Below are 17,686 nucleotides of genomic sequence, written 5' to 3' on the forward strand. Positions count from 1 at the left end.
AGTCAAGATGTTGCCGGCATGTTTCCGACCGACGTGATGAGCCGCTTAAGAGGAGATGCCTCGCCACGCGAAGTCGATCACCGCGGCTGCCGCCTTCTCCCACGGCACCCCGTCGAGCAGATCGTCGGTGGCCAGCGTCGCCACCCCATGGACGTTCGCGAACACGATCAGCGCGAGCTCCTGCGGATCGCCGTCCCGTGCCTCGCCGGCCCGCTGTGCCGCGCCGATCATGGTGACCAGGTCGGCCATCGCCACGTGGCTGAGCTCCACCAGTTCGGGGCTGGCATCCGGGTGGTGCTTGGCGTCGTACATCAGGTCCAAGATCCGCGGATGGTCGACGGCGAACGCCACGTACGCCTGTCCGGCCGCACGCAATTGCGACTCGAAAGTCCCGCTGAATCCGGTCAATGCCGCGTTCAGCCGCTCGAAGCCCGTCCTCGCCAGCGCATCCAGCAGCGACTGCCGATCCCGGAAGTGCCGCGCCGACGCGCCATGACTCACCCCGATGTCCCGCGACAGCCCGCGCAGCGACAATCCGTCCAATCCGTCCCGATCCACCACCTCCCAGGCCCGCTCGAGGATCTCGGCCCGGAGGTTCCCGTGGTGATAAGGACGTTCGCTCACGTCCCGAACCCTATCCCAATGTAGGCGTTGACAACAATGCGACCACTGCCTACATTCGGTCTCCATGAGGTCATACCGAGGCACCCACGTCCTGATCACCGGCGCCAGCTCGGGCCTCGGCGCCGAGTTCGCCGCCCAGTTCGCCTCCCGCGGCGCCGACGTCGTCCTGGTGGCACGCCGCGAAGATCGGCTCCGCGAACTGGCCGCCCGCCTGCAGCGCGACCACAAGATCACCGCGACGCCGCTGGCCCTCGACCTGAGCCAGGCCGACGCCCCGGCGAAACTGCGGACCATGCTCGACGGACAACGGATCCGCATCCAGTCCCTGATCAACAACGCCGGTTTCGGTGCCAAGGGCCCCTTCGCCGACGAGGATCCGGCCCGCATCCAGCAGATGATCTCGCTGAACGTCAATGTCCTCGTCGGCCTGACCCGCGAATTCCTCCCGGACCTGGTCACCGCGGGCTCCGGCGTGATCGTCAACGTGGCGAGCACCGCCGCGTACCAGCCCTGCCCGCAAATGGCCGTCTATGGTGCGACGAAGGCGTTCGTGCTGAGCTTCACCGAGGCCCTCGCCTACGAGACGCGCACCTCTGGCCTCGCGGTCACGACGGTCAGCCCCGGCCCGACGAGCACCGAGTTCTTCGACGTCGTGGGCACGAAGGACGCCGCCGTAGGCCGCTTCGAGACAGCACACCAGGTCGTTTCCCGCACCATGCGCGAACTGGACCGCTCCCGCCCGCGCCCGAGCTTCGTCTCCGGCCCGCTCAACACCGTCACCTCAGCGATGGCCACCATCATGCCGCGCCGCGTGACCCTAGCGGTCAGCGGCCGAGCATTGCGATAACCCTCCTTCCCTTGTACGCCCGAAGCCCCGCCCCCCCACCACCCCTAGTCGCTTCGCTGCCCGCCTCCCGCAACCTCGGGCTGAACAGCCACGACGTAGCCCTCCGATCCACGCCATAGCCGCGGCCCGTCCTGAACTCAGCGCTTGACGACTCCCGCTCAGGGCCACCGCGCCCGGGACCGCCGTGCCCAGGAACGCCAAGTCTCAGGAACGCCGTTCCTAGGAACGCCAAGCCTCAGGGACGCCGCGGTGCCTGGGAACGCCGTGCCTGGGAACGCCAAGCCCGAGAAACGCTGCGGTGCCTAGGAACGCGGTGCCTGGGAAGGCCAAGTCTCAGGAACGCCGTGGTGCCTAGAAACGCCGTGCCTCGGAACGCCGTGACTAGGAACGCCGTGACTAGGAACGCCAAGCCTTAGGAACGCCGTGCCTAGGAACGCCAAGCCTTAGGGACGCTGTGCCTGGGAACGCCGCCCCTGGAACGTTGCGCGCCCAGGACGACGCGGTGGTGGGTTGCTAACTGAGAAGTCAGACGGCCGGACGGCGGGCACTCGGGGTCACCAACCCCGTCTCGTAGGCGACCACGACCGCCTGCACCCGATCCCTCAGCTGCAGTTTGGTGAGGATCCGCGTGATGTGGGTCTTCACTGTCGCCTCGCTCAGGTTCAGGGTGGTGGCCAGCTCCGGGTTGCTCAAGCCGCCGGCTAGCAGGGTCAGCACCTCCAACTCCCGGGGTGTGAGGGTCGCCAGGTCGCGGTGCAGGGTGGCGCGGACCGGGTCGGGCTGGGCGAACCGCTCGATCAGGCGGCGTGTGATCGTGGGGGCGAGCAGGGCGTCGCCGCTGCGGACGAGGCGGACGGCGTGGATCAGGTGGTCGGGTGTGACGTCCTTGAGCAGGAAACCGCTGGCGCCGGCGGTGAGGGCGGCATAGACGTACTGGTCGAGGTCGAACGTCGTCAGGATCACCACCCGGATCGGCTCGCCGGTGGTGGTGACCGGGGCATCGGCGAGGATGCGACGGGTGGCTTCGAGACCGTCGAGCTCCGGCATGCGGATGTCCATGAGCACGACGTCGGGGCGCAGGCGGCGGGTGGCGGCGACGGCCTCATGACCGTTCGCCGCGTGGCCGGCCACCTCGATCCCCTCGGACGCCAGGATCATCGCGAACCCGGTCCGCACCAGCGCCTGATCGTCAGCGATCACCACCCGCGTCATGCCACTCGCCCTTCATCGGCCGCCGGCACTCCGAGACCAGCCGCCGGCGCACCGGGACCAGCCGCCGGCACTCCGGGACCAGCCGCCGGCACTCCGGGACCGGCCGCTGGCACTCCGGGACCGGCCGCTGGCACTCCGGGACCGGCCGCTGGCACTCCGGGACCGGCCGCTGGCACTCCGGGACCAGCCGCAGGCACTCCGGGACCGGCACTCCGCGCACCAAGGTCGGAGCCCGGGACGGCGAGCTCGGACCCAGGGGCGGAGCGCTCGGACACTGGGATGACGCGATCAGCCGCCGGGATGGCCTGCTCGGACGCAGGAGTGACACGTTCGGACGTTGGGATGACGCGATCAGGCATCGGCGAGGCGAGAACCGACGCTGAGGGATCGGCATCGGGCGTCGGGGGAGAGAGAACCGGCGCTGAGGGGTCGGCGTCGGGCGTCGGCGGGGCGAGAACCGGCGTTGAGGGGTCGGCGTCGGGCGTCGGCGGGGCGAGAACCGGCGCTGAGGGATCGGCATTGGGCGTCGGGGGAGCGAGGTCGGACGCGGTGAGGGCCAGAGGGACCGTCGCGCACACGCGGAAGCCACCTCCGACGCGACGCCCGCTCACGAGACTGCCGCCGTACGACCGGAGTCGCTCGGAAAGACCCAGCAATCCGCTGCCGCCGCCGGACGAAGCCGGAGTGATGGCGGCGCCCGGCGCCGGCTCGTCGTTGATCACCTCGACCACGAGATCGCCGTCGAGAGGGCGGACGGTGACCATGGTGCGCGCGCCCGGGGCGTAGCGCAGGGCGTTCGTCAGAGCCTCCTGCACGACGCGGTAGGCGGTCAGGTCGAGCCCGCGCGGCAGATCGATGTCGGACACCGTGAGTTCGACCGGGTGGCCGGCCTGGCGCACGCTCTCCACCAGCGACGGAAGCTGACCGAGACCGGGCTGCGGATGCAGGAGATCGTCGTCGGGCCCGGGGGCGAGCACGCCGAGCAGGTGCCGCAGCTCGGCCATCGTCTCCCGCCCGCTCGCCTCGACGGCGGCGAGGGCGGTGCGCGCGAGCTGCGGATCGCGCGCGAGGACCTTGCCGGCCGCGCCCGCCTGGATGGTCATGACGCTGACGTGGTGGCTGACGATGTCGTGCAGCTCGCGCGCGATCCGAGCCTGTTCGTGGGCGACCGCGAGGCGGGTGGCGGCCTGCTGCTCCCGCTCGACCGCGACGGCACGCTGCTCGGACACCTCGGCCCGGCTGCGCGCGGCCCGGACCGCCACGCCGAGCAGGCCGATCGGCATGACCAGCACGAACACGCCGGCCCAGTCGGGCAGGCTCGGCCAGGTCTCGCCCTGCGCCGCCGCGGTGACGACGCACACGGTGAACAGCACGCCCATCGACAGCACCGCCGACCGGCCGTGGATCGCGACCGCGTAGACCCCGATCAGGAGCGCGATCAGGTTCGCGATGTTGCCGTCGAGGTCGACGGCGAGCAGCGCGGCGAGCTGGAACAGGAAGGCGGCGACCGGCCATCGTCGCCGGACCAGCAGCGGCAGTGTGAGAAGTAGGTTCGCCGCGATGTCGCGCCCGGTCGTCTGCTCCGGGTAGAACACGTCGCCCGGGCGCAGGAGCTCGGGCGGCAGGGCCGGCATGTCGCCGCGGCCCTCGCTGGTCATCCACATCGCGGCGGCGGACAGCACCGTGACGAGCACGAGGTCGAACCAGACCGCGTGCTCACCGGATCGCCACGCGGCGAGGATTCGCGACACGCTCCACATTGTGCCGCCGCCCGGCCCGCCCGGCATCGGACCCAGGTCGTAGATCGCGGGGATGACGCCGCCGCGGAAAAGCCGTCTCGCGCCCGATCCGCGACTCCGGAGGCCGGGCCTAGCGTCCCGGTTCATGACTGATTCGGTACGCCTTCACGCCGTCACCAAACAGTACGAGAGCGCCGGTCCGCCCGCCCTCGACCGCGTCGACCTGACCGTCTCCGAGGGGGAGGCGGTGGCCGTCATGGGTCCGTCCGGCAGCGGCAAGTCCACGCTGCTCAACCTGGTCGCCGGGCTCGACCGGCCGACGTCGGGGGAGGTGGCTGTCGGCGGCACCGTGCTCACCGGACTGTCCGAGACCGCCCTCGCCCGGCATCGGCGTACCGGCATCGGGATCGTCTTCCAGTTCTTCCACCTGCTCGACGAGCTGACCGCCCGGGAGAACGTCGTGCTGCCCGCCCAGCTTGCCGGGACGAACCGGCGCGCGGCGCTGACCCGCGCCGATGAGCTGCTCGGCAGCCTGGGGCTGGCGAACCGGGCCGGCGCCTATCCGGCGAAGCTGTCCGGCGGGGAACGGCAGCGTGTCGCCGTGGCGCGGGCGCTGATCAACCGGCCGCGGCTGCTGCTCGCCGACGAGCCGACCGGCGCTGTCGACGCGGCCGCCGGGCAGCAGGTCATGGAGCTGCTGCGGGACATCAACCGCGGCGGGCAGACGGTTCTGCTGGTCACGCACGATCCGGAGCTGGCGCGCCGGTGCGCCACCCGGATCGTCGACGTCCGCGACGGGCGTCTGCGTGAGCGGGTGGCGGCATGACGGCCGTGCTGCGCGCCGCGGCCGCCGCCGCCCGGCGCCGGAGGGTGCAGAGCCTGGTCATCGGTGCTGTCGTCCTGCTGTCGGCGGCCACCGGCGTGCTCGCGCTGGGGCTGATCATCGCGTCCGGAGCGCCGTTCGACGCGGCGTTCACCAGGCAGAACGGCGCGCATGCCGCGGTCACGTTCGAGGGCGGGGGCGACGCTCTCGCGGCGACCGCGGGCCGGGCCGGCGTCACCGCGGCGGCCGGTCCGTACAAGACGGTGGACGCCCGGCTCAGCGGCGCGCGCGGTGATCGCCAGCCGGGTCCGGTCGTGGGCCGCGACACCGCTGACTCGACGATCGACCGGCTGGAGGTCACGGACGGCGCCTGGCTGACCGGAATCGGACAGATCGTGCTGAGTCCCGGCGCGGCCGGCTGGGACGATCTCGCATGGAAGGTCGGCGACACCGTCACGGTCGACGGCGTCGCTCTCACCGTCGTCGGTATCGCCTCCTCGGCCACCGAGACCGCGACCGCCTGGGTCTGGCCCACTCAGGACGACGTTCTGACCGGCGGCGACTGGCAGATGCTCTACCGCTTCGCCGATCCGCAGGCCGTCGACGCCGGGATCGAGACGGTCACGGCCGGCCTTCCCGCCGTGGGTTCGACGAGCTGGCTTGCGATCAAGACCGAGATCGAGGGCGTCATTCGTACGTTCGTCCCGTTCGTTGTCGCGTTCGCCCTGCTCGGCTTGGTCCTCGCCGTGTTGATCGTGGTGAATGTGGTGGCGGGCGCGGTGGTCGCCGGCTTCCGCACGATCGGCGTGCAGAAATCGCTGGGCTTCATACCGGCCCAGATCACTGCGATCTATTCCGGTCAGGTCCTGATCGTCAGCGTGCCGGCCGGGCTGCTCGGCGTCGCGGCCGGCCACCTCGCCTCGATCCCGCTGCTGCGGCAGACCAGCGACGCCTACCAGGTGACCGGCGCGCCGTCGGTGCCGCTCGGGGTGGACGCCGCCGTCCTGGCCGGAGTGATCTTGCTGGTCACGCTCGCCGCCGCCGGTCCGGCGCTGCGGGCCGGCCGCCTCTCCGCGGTGCGAGCGATCACCGTCGGCCGCGCCCCGACCGGCGACCGTGGTGTGCGTGTCCGCCGGATGCTCGCCGCCCTGCCCCTGCCCCGTGCGATCGGTTTCGGACTCGGGACGCCGTTCGCCCGGCCCGCCCGCAGCCTGGTCACCGTCGTGGCGGTGGTGCTCGGCGTGACCACGGTGGTCTTCGCGACCGGCCTCGCGGCGTCGCTGACCAGGGTCGCCTCACTGGGCAGCCGCCTCGACGCGGTCCCGGTCCGGGTCGGTGTGCACCCGCGGGGCCCGATGCCGCAGGGCTGGACACCGGAGGCCTCGGACACCGCCGCGATCCGGGAGATCATCGAGGCGCAGCCCGGTACTGCTCATGTGGCCGGTGAGACCGAGCAGGACACCACGATGGCCGGTTACTCCCAGCCACTGTCGGTCCGGGCGTACCAGGGTGACGCCTCCTGGGCCGGCTATCCGTTGCTCCGAGGTCGCTGGTATTCCGGGACGACCGAGGCGGTGGCCGGCTCCCGGATGCTGACCCTGACCGGCGCCGAGATCGGCGACACCGTCACGCTCGGCACCGGGCAGAAGGTGACCATCGTCGGCGAGGCGTTCAGCAACGGCTCCGACGCGACCCTGCTGATGGACATGGCCGCCCTGCCCGGCCTCACCCCGCAGATCTTCGACGTCGGCCTGGCGCCCGGAACCGATCACCGGTCCTACATCGCCTCCCTCCGCTCGGCCCTCGGCGACCTGCAGGCGGACGCCCAGCTGAGCGCCGAGACGCAGGAGAACGAGGTGGTGGCCGTGATGATCGGCCTGATCGCCACGCTGACCGTCCTGCTGGCCACGGTCGCCGGCCTGGGCGTCCTCAACACGGTCATGCTCAACACCCGCGAACGGGTCCACGAGATCGGCGTCCTCAAGTCGGTGGGCATGACACCGGCCCAGATCCGCCTGCTGGTCGTGAGCTCGGTCGTCCTGATCGGCGCGGTGGGTGGCGTGCTGGCCGTCCCGCTCGGTCTGGCGCTGCACGGCTGGGCCCTCCCGGTGATGGCCGGCTCGGCGGGTCTGGTGCTGCCGCAGTCGATCCTGGACGTGTACGAACCGTGGACGCTGGTGGCCTTGGCCGCGAGCGGCATCGTCCTGGCCGTGCTCGGGGCCCTGGTGCCGGGAGGATGGGCCGCCCGCACCCGGGCGTCGACCGCCCTGCGAGCCGAGTGAGCGCGCGGGGCCGCTCGACCGGGGAGCGGCCCCGCCACTGACCCATGTCAAAGATTTTGTACATCGGTGCTACGCTCGTGCTGTCAAAGATTCTTTACACGGCGAGGGCGGGCGCGGTGACGTACGAAGAGAAACGCTCCTGGATCCGGCTGGTCGTCGTGGTGGTGGCCTATGCCGGCTACGTGACCGGGGTGATCGGCGGGGTGCCGTACGCGCAGGCTCTGATCGTCTCTGCTCTCGCGGCGGTCGTCGTCGCGGGGAGTGCGGAAGGGGTTCTCGCCGGGCGGACGTCCGAGGTCGAGCGCGGCGGCGATGAGCGGGACCGGGAGATCGGACGACTCGGGGATCATGTAGGGCAGGCCTTCGTGGTGATCGGGGCGCTGGCCGGAATGATCCTGGCGATGACCGAGACCGATCCCTTCTGGATAGCCAACGTCATCTATCTGGGGTTCGCGCTGTCGGCGATCATCGGGGGAGCGGCGAAGGTCGTCGTCTACCGCACGGGCGTGCCGCAGTGGTGAAGCCGACCCTGGTCACGAATCGCATCCGCGCACTGCGCACGACGCACGGCGAGATGACCCAGGCCGACCTGGCGGAACGCGTCGGCGTCACCCGCCAGACGCTGATCGCCATCGAGCAATCCAGGTATTCGCCGTCCCTCGAGGTCGCCTTCAAGATCGCGAGAGTGTTCGGCGTGCCCCTCGACGACGTCTTCCAATACCCCGGGGAGTGACAGTGAAGGCCATCGTTTCCGACCGATACGGATCAGCTGATCAAGTGATGTTGCGAGACGTCGCCGCGCCGGAGATCGGCCCCGGCGAGGTGCTCGTGGAGGTGCACGCGGCCGGCGCCGACCCGGGCGTCTGGATCATGATGAGCGGACGGCCGCTGGCGGTGCGGCTCGCGGCCGGCGTCAAGCAGCCGCGCCAGCCGGTGCTCGGGCGTGCCGTCGCGGGCGTGGTGGCCGCCGTAGGTTCCAAGGTCACCCGGTTCAGGACCGGCGACCAGGTCTACGGCACGGCGGAGAGCGGCTCGTTCGCCGAGTTCACCCGGGCGCGCGAGCGGCGGCTGGCACGCATGCCGGCGAACCTGACCTTCGAGCAGGCCGCCGCGGTGCCGATCTCCGCGGTCACCGCCCTGCAGGCGATCAAGGATGCGAGGGTACGTGCCGGGCACCGCGTCCTGGTGATCGGCGCGGGCGGCGGCGTCGGCACCTACGCGGTCCAGCTCGCCAAGCAGCGCGGCGCGATCCCGACCGGCGTCTGCGGCCCCGCGAAGGTGAGCCTGGTCCGCTCGCTCGGTGCCACCGACGTGATCGATTACAGCCAGCACGAGATCGACGCCCATGGTGTCCTGTACGACGCCGTCATCGACACCGCCGGGAATCGCCCGCTCTCACTGCTGCGCCGCGTGATCGCCCCGACCGGCGTGATCGCGCTCGTCGGCGGCGGCCACGCGAAAGGGGCGATCCTCGGTGGCTTCGGCCGGCAGCTGGCGGCGCCGCTGATCTCCCCGTTCGGCCGCGCCCGCGTCACCGGCGTGACCGCCCGGGAGCAGCACGGCGACCTCGACGAGCTGACGGGCCTGCTGGAGTCCGGCGCGATCACCCCGGTGGTCGGCCGCACCTATCCGCTGGCCGAGGCCGCCGACGCGATGCGCTACCTCGAGGAGGGCCACCCCACAGGAAAGATCATCATCCTCGTACGCCGATAGCCCGCCATCGATGCCACTCGCGTCGGAGCAGTCGAGCTGAGTCCGGGCAGCTCAGGCGCGGGCCACGATGGCGGTGAGGTCCAGGTTCGGGGGCAGGGCGCCGTACTCCAAGGTCCGGTCCGCTCCGAGCCGGGCCGCCACGAAGCCGTCGGCGATCGGGGCCGGGGCCTCGCGGATCAGCACCGACGCCTGCAGGGCGAGCGCCAGCGCCTCGACGACCCGGCGTGCCTGGCCGGCCGCCGCGGCGGGGTCGCGGGCGACCTGTGCGATCAGCTTGCGGGTGGCGGCGACGTGCGTGTCGTAGGCGGCGTACGCCCCGAGCGCCGACGCCAGTTCGCGATCGAGCGCCTCCACCGACGCGGGCTCGCGGGACATGGCGCGCAGGACGTCGAGGGCGATCACGTTGCCGGATCCCTCCCAGACGGCCATGACGGGTTGTTCGCGATAGCGGCGGGCCAGCGGGAAACTCTCCGTGTAGCCGTTTCCGCCGAGGCATTCCAGCGCCTCGTAGGCGTGGTTCGGCCCGCGTTTGCACACCCAGTATTTGGCGACGGCGGTGGCGAGCCGGCGGAAAGCGGCGTCCTCGTCGGAGGAACTGTCGTAGGCGGCGGCCAGTCGCAGCGCGGTCCAGGTCGCCGCTTCCGCTTCGAGCTGCAGATCCGCGATGACCGCCGTCATCGCCGGCTGGTCGATCAGGAGTGCTCCGAAAGCACTGCGGTGCCGCACGTGCCAGGCGGCCTCGGCGACCGACTGCCGCATTCCGGCGGCGCTTCCCAGCACGCAGTCGAGGCGGGTCTGCGCCACCATCTCGATGATCGTCCGGACGCCGCGGCCCTGCTCACCGACGAGCCAGCCGGTGGTGCCGTCGAGTTCGATCTCGGAGGAGGCGTTCGACTTGTTACCCAGCTTGTCCTTGAGCCGCTGGATGCGGAACACGTTCCGGGAACCGTCCGGGAGAACGCGCGGAACGAGGAAACAGCTCAGCCCGCCCGGCGCCTGCGCCAGGACCAGGAATGCGTCCGACTGGGGCGCCGAGCAGAACCACTTGTGACCGGTGAGCTGCCATGTCCCATCGGAACCGGGCAGAGCACGGGTGCTGTTCGCCCGTACGTCGGAACCGCCCTGTTTCTCGGTCATCGCCATGCCGAAGACGGCGGAACCCTTGTCGTGGCGCAATTGCGGGTCGTAGACCCGCGAGAACACTCGCGGGAGCCATCTCCCGGCGAGCGAGGGCGTGAATCGCAGCGACGGGACGACCGCGTGGGTCATGCTCACCGGGCAGGCGTGACCCGGCTCGATCTGCGCGAAGAGCATGAACATCGCCGCGCGGGCCACGTGCGCGCCCGGCCGCGGCTCGGACCAGCAGCTGGTGTGGGCGCCGTGCTCGATCGCCGCGCCGATGATCCGGTGGTAGGCCGGGTGGAAGTCGACGGCGTCCACCCGGTTGCCCCACCGGTCGTGACTGGAGAAGATCGGCGGGTTGATGTTGGCGAGCTCGGCGTCACGCTGGAAGCCGGCCTGACCGACCAGCGCGCCGGCCTCGGACAGCCGCGTCGTCGCCCACTGCGCGTCGTACCGCTTGATCGCCTCGGTCATCGCCGGGTTGACCAGGTATTCGTTGAGCCCGGCCCGGGGCGGCGCCTGGTTCAGGACCTCGTGGGTCACGGTGTCTCCTTAGGCGAGAAGGAAGGCGAGCTGCTCCCGGGCCGCTTCCGCGGCGGCCGCACGGGCGGCACGCAGGGCGGTCTGGTCACGCTCCAGGCGTGACGGCAGAGGATCATTGGTACGAGGGGTCAGCGCCACTGTCGACACCCCATGACAGCGACCGTCGCGCACCTGCTGAAGCGTCTCCCGGTACCGGTGCGGCCGACCGCGATAGGCGGCGGCCAACTCCGGATTGAGGCGCCGGAGGTACCGTTCCGCCAGCACGTCGGCGGCGCCGTAGGCCGGTTGCGTGCCGGGCGGCCGGGTCGCGAGCACGATCGCGTGAGTGGCGCCGAGCGACGCCGCGGTCAGCACCGGCACCGCCTCGACGATCCCGCCGTCGAGCCAGCGGCGGCCACGCAGCGTCACCGGTTCTCCGGCCAGCATGGGCAGCAGGCCCGACGCATGGATGCTGCCGATCAGGTCGGCGCGATCGGCGAAATCGGTCAGCGCCTCGGCGCGGCCGGTGTCCACGTCGGTCGCGACCATGGCGAGCCGCGTCCGCCAGGCCGACTCGGCGGCGGCGCTCACGCCGAACAGCTCGTCGACGCGGCCGACGATCCGCGCGCCGTCGATCACCGGCCGGCCGCGCGCGATCCGCCGGACGTCGATGAATTCGGGGGAGGAGAAGATCTCCGCGTACGAGTCGGCCATCGCGGCGGCGTTGCCCACGGCGAGAGCGGCCGCGTTCACCGCACCCGCCGAGGTCCCCACGATCAAGTCGATCGTGGGAAGCACACCCTCCTGTTCGAGGACGGCCGCCATGCTCGCGGACACGATGCCCCGCATCCCGCCGCCTTCGACGACGAGCGCCACCGTCGCGCCGTCGTCGAGGTCCCCGCTGCGCCGCCGTTCCAGCAGGATCTCGTGAACGCTGGACGCGGCCGGCCGGTTCACGCGCCGAGGGGATGAGCCGCGGGCGGTGGACGGTGGCGCGGCCACGGTCGTTCCCTGGGCTACCGCCACCAGTGTCAGGGCGCCGTCCGCGTCGACGGTGTGCAGCTCGCAGCGGACGGCGGCTCGGTGGCCGGAGGAGCTCAGGACCATGCCGTGCGCCCGCAGGGTCACGCCGAGGCCCGGCGCCAGGTAGTCGATGCTCAGACCGGACGTGACCACGTCCGGGCCGAGGGTCGCGCCGCCGGCGAAGGCGAGGGCGGTGTCGGCGGCGTACGCGATGATGCCGCCGTGGACAGCGCCGTGATGGTCGGTGATCTCGGGGCGGATGTCGAGCTCCACGACAGCGCCGCCGGAACCGAACGACACGAGACGTGTGCCGAGCATCCGCGTCACCGACTGATCAGCGAGAACGCGTTGCGCGACGGCGAGCGAGGCGGTCACCGGGCCACCCCCAGCGCCCGGAAGCAGAACAGCCGGATGCCGTCGATCACGTCGGCCTGCGCGGACGGTGACGGCGGCGGACTGTCCGGGCGGATCCAGCCGACCAGGGCCTCGGAGACCGCGCCCATCACGGCCGCCGCGGCCAGGCCGGCGTCCTGCGGCACGAACTCGCCGCGCCCCAGACCGTCCCGGATGATCTGCTCGCCGATCTCGGTGTACGACCGGCGGTAGACCAGCCGCTCCTCCTCGACGACCGGGCTGACCGGCTCGAACAGCAGCGCCCACGCCATCCGCCGCCCCTGCAGCGCCCGCCCGCTGAAGATCCGCACCAGTTCACCGATGCGCTCGCTCGCCTGCTGCCCGGTGTCCGCGACGGCCGCCCGCACCATGTCGATCTCGTGGTTGGCGGCGCTGCGGAACACCTCGGCGAGCAGGCGGTCCCGGCTGTCGAAGTACGAGTACACCGACCCCACGCTGACCGAGCACCGTGCCGCGATCGCCGCGACGGTCGCCGCCTTGAACCCGTCAGCGGCGATCAGCCCGCGCGCCGCACGCAGCAACCCATCGCGCTTCTCCGAGGCGTTCTTCCTGGTCAGAGCGGTCTGCCGGTATGGCACGCGGCGTCCTCCAAGCGGTGAAAAGCCAGCGAAAGGATTGAACCACGATTCATTCCATGGCGGCAAACAGGAGCGTGCGGGCCTGGATGGTGCCGCCCACCCCTACGGATCTAGGAGGACACCCGCGCCGCCGCCCACAGCTCGACGATCCTCTCCGCCGGGACCGGCCGGGAATACAGGTAGCCCTGCCCGTACTCATAGCCCAGCTTTTTGATCAGGTCCTGCTGCTCCTCCGTCTCGATGCCCTCGGCCACCGAGGAGAACTCGAGCGCCCGGGCCATCTGGCTGACCGCCGTCGCGACCGCCGACTGCCGGCCGACCGTGGTGATCGACTCGACGAAGGAGCGGTCCAGCTTCAGCGACGTGACCGGGGTGGTGAGCAGCAGGCCGAGCGACGACGCGGCGGTGCCGAAGTCGTCGAGGGCCAGCTTCACGCCGAGCGCGCGGAGGCCGATCAGCGCCTGGTTCGACTCCTCGTCGTCGAGGACGGCGGTCTCGGTCACCTCGATGGTGAGGTTCGCGGCGGGCAGGCCGGTCTCGGCGAGCACCGCGGCGACGTCGGCGACGAACCCGGGGGTACGCAGCTGACGTCCCGCCACGTTCACACCGACCGACATGGTGAGGGCCTCCGGCTCGGTCCGGCGCCACTCGGCGCCCTGCCGGCACGCGACGCGCAGCGCCCACAGGCCGATCGGCACGATCTGCCCGGTCCGCTCGGCGAGCGGGATGAACTCCACCGGCGGCACCGTGCCGCGGACCGGGTGGTTCCACCGGATCAGCGACTCCACACCGGTGATCCGGCCGTCGGCGAGGCGCACGATCGGCTGGTAGACCAGGATGAACTCCTCGTTCTCGATGGCCTGGGCCATCTCCCGGATCAGGACGGCCTCGGCGTTGATCCGGGCGCCCATCTCGTCGGTGTAGTGCACCCAGACGCCCTTGCCGCGGCGCTTCGCCTCGTACATGGCGATGTCGGCCGTGCTGAGCAGCGCGGACGGCTCGTCGCCGGGCTGCGCCGGGGCGATGCCGATGCTCGCGCCGGTCACCACGGTGTGGTGCTGGATCTCCAGGGGCACGGCGAGCCGGCGCTGGATCTCCTCGGCGATCAGGGCGGCGTCGTCCGGGCCGGCGCCGGGCAGCAGGATCGCGAACTCGTCGCCGCCCTGCCGTGACACCAGGTCACCGGGGCGTACGGCGGCCCGCAGCCGCTCGGCGACAGCGACCAGCAGCGTGTCGCCGGCCGCGTGCCCCATCGTGTCGTTGATCTCCTTGAAGTCGTCGAGGTCGATGTGCAGCATCGACGACCCGCGGGTCAGCAGACGGGGGATCTCCTCGCTGAAGCCGGTGCGGTTGGCGAGCCCGGTGAGCGCGTCGGTGGCGTTCGCCGCGTCCAGCCGGCCGATCAGCTGCATGTTGTCGTGGAACGCGACGAGCTGCCGTCCCGCCACCAGGAAGGTGATCACCACGACGCCGATGGTCGCGCCGATGAGCTGGGAGGACGCGGTGTCCGGGAGCATCAGGAAGAACACCAGGAACGTCACGGCGATCATGCCGTACGGGAGCAGGCTGTACGGCCGGCGCTTCGGCGCGTCCTGGATCGCCCCGATACGGATCAGCACCACCTGGATCCACGGGCCGATCGCGATCAGGACGGAAGGGAGAAGCCGGATGACGAAGACGTACGCATGATCGGTGCCCTGGAAATCGCCGGGCAGGAACGTGCTGACGCCCTGGACCATCGCGGCGCTGACCATCGGCCAGGCGGCGATCCGGGCCATCGGCGGCGCCTTGATCAGCGCGACCTTCGTCGCCGAGAACGTGGCGACCAGCACGAGCGCCGCCGTGACGCTGGCGTTGACCCGGTCGACGTGCACGCTGGCGATCGGGTTGAACGCGAAACACCAGGCCACCACGCCGCCTCCGACCAGCACGGTGGTGGCGTCCAGCCAGAAGACGAACCGCTCCCGGTGGGTGCGCAGACCCTGCGGGAAGATCAGGCAGGCGATCACGTTGCTGCTCATGCCGACCGCGAAGAACACCGTCTGCACGCTGCCGCCGCTGAGCGAGGGCGTGCCGGAGGTGAGGAGCGTTCCCAGGAAGTGGTACGTGTCGCCCACCGTGAAGGACGCGCCCGCAAAAGCGATCATGGACCAGAAGCGGCGGTAGCGGTCGTGCGCGAGACTACGCAGACGCCAGCCGCCGAGCGCGAGAGCGGCGTCCAGTGGCACCTGAGTGCCCCAGTAGACCCGCGTCTGCGTGTCGGCGTCGCCGGCGAACACGTAGAAGAGCGCACACCCGAGCAGGGTGATCCCGAGCAGGGTCAGCAGGACCGGATCCCGCCGCAGGCTGTCGAAGGGGCGCACGTGCTGTTAGATCGGTCCGATCTTCACGCTTCAAAGCGTTTGCCCTCCGGCAACGGTGGTGCGATCGGGTTGCGGAACCGCGGGGACCCGCGGCTCGCGGCCCAGCTCGGACACCGGAGCGGCGACGACGATCAGCGCGCCGCCGGCCTGCCCGCCGGGCCGTCCGGCAGGCAGGAACGGCTCGAAGGCTGAAGGGACCGGCGCCGGTCCCGGTGCGGCCACTCCCGTGACCGGCGTGTGACCGGCGGAATCCGGACGGTCCGATCGCCGACAGTGGCTTCCGGCCGTACCGGGATTGCTTGATCATGAGGATCCATGGAGTCCCCGGCAGTCGTCACGCTGCTGCTGAACGGTGGCGTCCCGACCACCGACGCGCCCGCCGCCACCCTCCTCGACCTGCACGCCCGCGGGCATCTCGCCATCGCGGGCGAGACGGTGCGGCCGCTGCGGGAGGGCGCGCTCCTGCGGGGGTACGAGCGGATGGTCCTGGAGAGGGTCGTGGCCGTCCAGATTCCGGACGCCGGACCGGCGCCGCTCGGGGCCCTGCCGTTCCGCGGCGACGAGAAGCCCGACTGGGCGGCCCGCTTCCGGACCGACGTGGTCGCCGACGCCCGGGCGAGCGGCCTGTCCCGCCCCCGCCTCGGCCGTCGCGAGACCCGGATCCGGCACATCGTCTCGGCGGTGGTCGCCGGCGTCCTCGCCCTGACCGTGCTGAGCTGGTCGGCGGCGACCGCGCTGATCGTCTTCCTGCTGGGCTATCCGCTGCTGATGACGCTGGCGACGCGCGGGCCGGAGGAGATCCTCACCCCGGCCGGGGAGGCCGCCGCCGAGCGGTGGCGCGCCGACGAGGCGGACGAGCCGGCGTACCGGGTGGCGCTCGGCCTGCAACGCCCGCCGGTCCGCTTCGGCCGGGGCGACCGCGGGCTGGTCTGGTCGTCGCACGGCGGGCGGTGGCGCCGGGTCCGCGTGGACTACCCGCCGGACCGGTTCCCCTACGGCACGAGCACCAGGACGCTGCTCCTGATCGCGGCCGGCTGGCTGGCACTCGGCGCGTGGCTGTTCTCCCTGGTGGCGGATCTGGAGAGCCGGGACAGCCCGGTCGCCACCGCGCTGCTGTGGGCCGGGCTCCCGGCGGTGCTGACGGGAGGGTTCCTGCTCGGCCGTACCGTGAAGGATCTCCTGTCTCCGGGAACCGTCACCGGGCGGATCCTCTGGCTCCAGGAGTGGCGTCACCACCGGCCGGGGCCGGACAGCAGCGAGCCGCCGCGGCCGTGGCTGTACTACCTCGCGATCGACGACGGCACCGACCGGACGACGGCCTGGGGGCTGCCGAGCGCGATGACCGGCGGACTGGCTGACGGGCAGGCGGTGACCCTTCGCGTCCGCCCCTGGACCCGGCGGGTGACCGAAATCGTTCAGTCGCCGACCTTATCCGGCTCTTAACGATCACACAGCGCGGCCATAGGGCGCTCCCGGCGATCGTGGACACGTCATCACGAACCGGGAGGTATTTCAGATGCTCAAGAAGTCCGCAGTGGTCCTGGCCGCCGGCACGATCGCCGCCCTCGGGATCACCGGGACGGCGCTGGCGATGGACACGCCCAGCCCGTCCACATCCGGTCCGTCGAGTGTCGCGCCCTCCACCGCCGGCTCCGGTGCGCCGACCGGCAGTGGCGCGGCGACCGGCTCGGGTGCGCCGACCGGCAGCGGCACGGCGATCAGCGAGGCGCGGGCCCGGGAGATCGCTCTGGCCGCGGTTCCGGGCGGCACGGTCGAGGAGATCGAGCAGGAGACCGAGAACAAGGTCGCGGTCTGGGACGTCGAGGTCAAGGCCGGTACGACGGAGCACGAGTTCGAGATCGACGCCGCCACCGGCGAGGTGCTGCACCAGGACACCGAGCAGGATGACGCCGACGACGACAACGACGACGACGACTGATAATCCGTCAGTCGCCGGGGGAGACCAGGATCTGGGGTGCGCCGTTCACGCACTCCAGATCCACGTCGAGAACGACAGCCGGGTCGCCGACCGAACGGAACTCGCCCTCGTCGGCGTCCTGCTCGCCGATCGACCAGCCCTGAGCCGGGGCCATCGAGATGATCCGGGCGCAGTCGGCGACGACCAGTCCGCCCTCGGTGCTGAAGGAACGGCCACCGGCGGGCGCGGGCGGCGACGACGCGGCGGCGGACGGGGGCGCGGTGGCCGGCGTCGAGGAGATCGCACGGAGCTCCCGGCGTACCTGATCCTCGGTCATGGGTGTCGCCTGTTGCTCGGTGAGACCGCTGCCGACCAGGTTGATGCCGACCACCCCGACCAGGATGGCGATGACGACGGTGACCAGCCAGCCGGTCGCGATGAGAAGCCTTCGCACCACTGAACTATGCGACGGCCGTGGCTAAGACCGGCACCGGGACACGATAAGA

At 71.3% G+C, this 17,686-nt stretch carries 17 protein-coding genes; 9 read left to right on the forward strand and 8 right to left on the reverse strand.

The features are described 5' to 3' along the window. Positions 1–45: 45 nt before the first annotated feature. Positions 46–624 (reverse strand): TetR/AcrR family transcriptional regulator, encoded by a 579-nt coding sequence (locus EP757_RS30645; RefSeq protein ID WP_197725417.1) that lies wholly within the window; start codon positions 622–624, stop codon positions 46–48. Positions 625–688: 64 nt separating this feature from the next. On the opposite strand from EP757_RS30645, the gene EP757_RS30650 reads away from it, so the two are divergent. After that, positions 689–1,471: an SDR family oxidoreductase gene (locus tag EP757_RS30650; protein ID WP_127551889.1), complete on the forward strand. Its 783-nt coding sequence runs from the start codon at positions 689–691 to the stop codon at positions 1,469–1,471. Between the two features lie 525 nt (positions 1,472–1,996). Here EP757_RS30650 and EP757_RS30655 read toward each other — a convergent pair. Then, positions 1,997–2,683, reverse strand: a complete 687-nt coding sequence (locus EP757_RS30655; protein ID WP_127551890.1) for a response regulator transcription factor — start codon at positions 2,681–2,683, stop codon at positions 1,997–1,999. Then, on the reverse strand, positions 2,680–4,434 hold the full coding sequence (locus EP757_RS44140; protein WP_127551891.1) for a sensor histidine kinase: 1,755 nt from the start codon (positions 4,432–4,434) through the stop codon (positions 2,680–2,682). Before EP757_RS44140 ends, EP757_RS30655 begins: the two co-directional genes overlap by 4 nt. Positions 4,435–4,567: 133 nt before the next feature. Here EP757_RS44140 and EP757_RS30665 point away from each other — a divergent pair, with 133 nt between their 5' ends. The 5 genes from EP757_RS30665 (at position 4,568) to EP757_RS30685 (ending at position 9,240) form a co-directional block, all read left to right on the forward strand. Then, positions 4,568–5,248, forward strand: coding sequence for an ABC transporter ATP-binding protein (locus EP757_RS30665; protein WP_127551892.1), 681 nt, complete (start codon positions 4,568–4,570; stop codon positions 5,246–5,248). Then, entirely contained in the window at positions 5,245–7,527 is a 2,283-nt protein-coding gene (locus EP757_RS30670; protein WP_127551893.1) for an ABC transporter permease, read from the forward strand. The genes EP757_RS30665 and EP757_RS30670 overlap by 4 nt, the downstream gene beginning before the upstream one ends. 116 nt (positions 7,528–7,643) lie before the next feature. Further along, positions 7,644–8,048: a hypothetical protein gene (locus tag EP757_RS30675; protein ID WP_127551894.1), complete on the forward strand. Its 405-nt coding sequence runs from the start codon at positions 7,644–7,646 to the stop codon at positions 8,046–8,048. Beyond that, entirely contained in the window at positions 8,042–8,260 is a 219-nt protein-coding gene (locus EP757_RS30680) for a helix-turn-helix transcriptional regulator (RefSeq protein WP_127551895.1), read from the forward strand. Before EP757_RS30675 ends, EP757_RS30680 begins: the two co-directional genes overlap by 7 nt. A gap of 47 nt (positions 8,261–8,307) precedes the next feature. Continuing rightward, positions 8,308–9,240 carry an NAD(P)-dependent alcohol dehydrogenase gene (locus tag EP757_RS30685; protein ID WP_232050084.1) on the forward strand — a complete coding sequence of 311 codons (933 nt, stop codon included), beginning with the start codon at positions 8,308–8,310 and terminating at the stop codon, positions 9,238–9,240. A 51-nt stretch (positions 9,241–9,291) separates the two neighbouring features. On the opposite strand, the gene EP757_RS30690 is transcribed toward EP757_RS30685, so the two are convergent. From EP757_RS30690 to EP757_RS30705, 4 genes are all read right to left on the reverse strand, one after another. Then, positions 9,292–10,905: an acyl-CoA dehydrogenase family protein gene (locus EP757_RS30690; protein ID WP_127551897.1), complete on the reverse strand. Its 1,614-nt coding sequence runs from the start codon at positions 10,903–10,905 to the stop codon at positions 9,292–9,294. Between the two features lie 9 nt (positions 10,906–10,914). After that, complete coding sequence (locus tag EP757_RS30695; protein WP_127551898.1) at positions 10,915–12,282, reverse strand: patatin-like phospholipase family protein; 1,368 nt, start codon at positions 12,280–12,282, stop codon at positions 10,915–10,917. Continuing rightward, a complete protein-coding gene (locus tag EP757_RS30700; RefSeq protein ID WP_127551899.1) occupies positions 12,279–12,899 on the reverse strand; it encodes a TetR/AcrR family transcriptional regulator in 621 nt (206 codons plus the stop codon). Before EP757_RS30700 ends, EP757_RS30695 begins: the two co-directional genes overlap by 4 nt. Before the next feature lie 110 nt (positions 12,900–13,009). After that, entirely contained in the window at positions 13,010–15,262 is a 2,253-nt protein-coding gene (locus EP757_RS30705) for a bifunctional diguanylate cyclase/phosphodiesterase (RefSeq protein WP_127551900.1), read from the reverse strand. Positions 15,263–15,331: 69 nt separating this feature from the next. On the opposite strand from EP757_RS30705, the gene EP757_RS44500 reads away from it, so the two are divergent. The 3 genes from EP757_RS44500 (at position 15,332) to EP757_RS30715 (ending at position 17,201) form a co-directional block, all read left to right on the forward strand. Next, positions 15,332–15,454, forward strand: coding sequence for a hypothetical protein (locus EP757_RS44500; protein WP_255435204.1), 123 nt, complete (start codon positions 15,332–15,334; stop codon positions 15,452–15,454). 123 nt (positions 15,455–15,577) lie between these two features. Then, positions 15,578–16,705 carry a hypothetical protein gene (locus tag EP757_RS30710; RefSeq protein ID WP_127551901.1) on the forward strand — a complete coding sequence of 376 codons (1,128 nt, stop codon included), beginning with the start codon at positions 15,578–15,580 and terminating at the stop codon, positions 16,703–16,705. 73 nt (positions 16,706–16,778) lie between these two features. Beyond that, positions 16,779–17,201 (forward strand): PepSY domain-containing protein, encoded by a 423-nt coding sequence (locus EP757_RS30715; RefSeq protein WP_127551902.1) that lies wholly within the window; start codon positions 16,779–16,781, stop codon positions 17,199–17,201. Positions 17,202–17,208: 7 nt separating this feature from the next. Here EP757_RS30715 and EP757_RS30720 read toward each other — a convergent pair whose 3' ends face one another. Continuing rightward, entirely contained in the window at positions 17,209–17,634 is a 426-nt protein-coding gene (locus EP757_RS30720) for a hypothetical protein (RefSeq protein ID WP_127551903.1), read from the reverse strand. Positions 17,635–17,686: the final 52 nt, after the last annotated feature.

The organism is Actinoplanes sp. OR16 (assembly GCF_004001265.1).
In the GTDB taxonomy this organism is placed as follows: Bacteria; Actinomycetota; Actinomycetes; order Mycobacteriales; family Micromonosporaceae; genus Actinoplanes.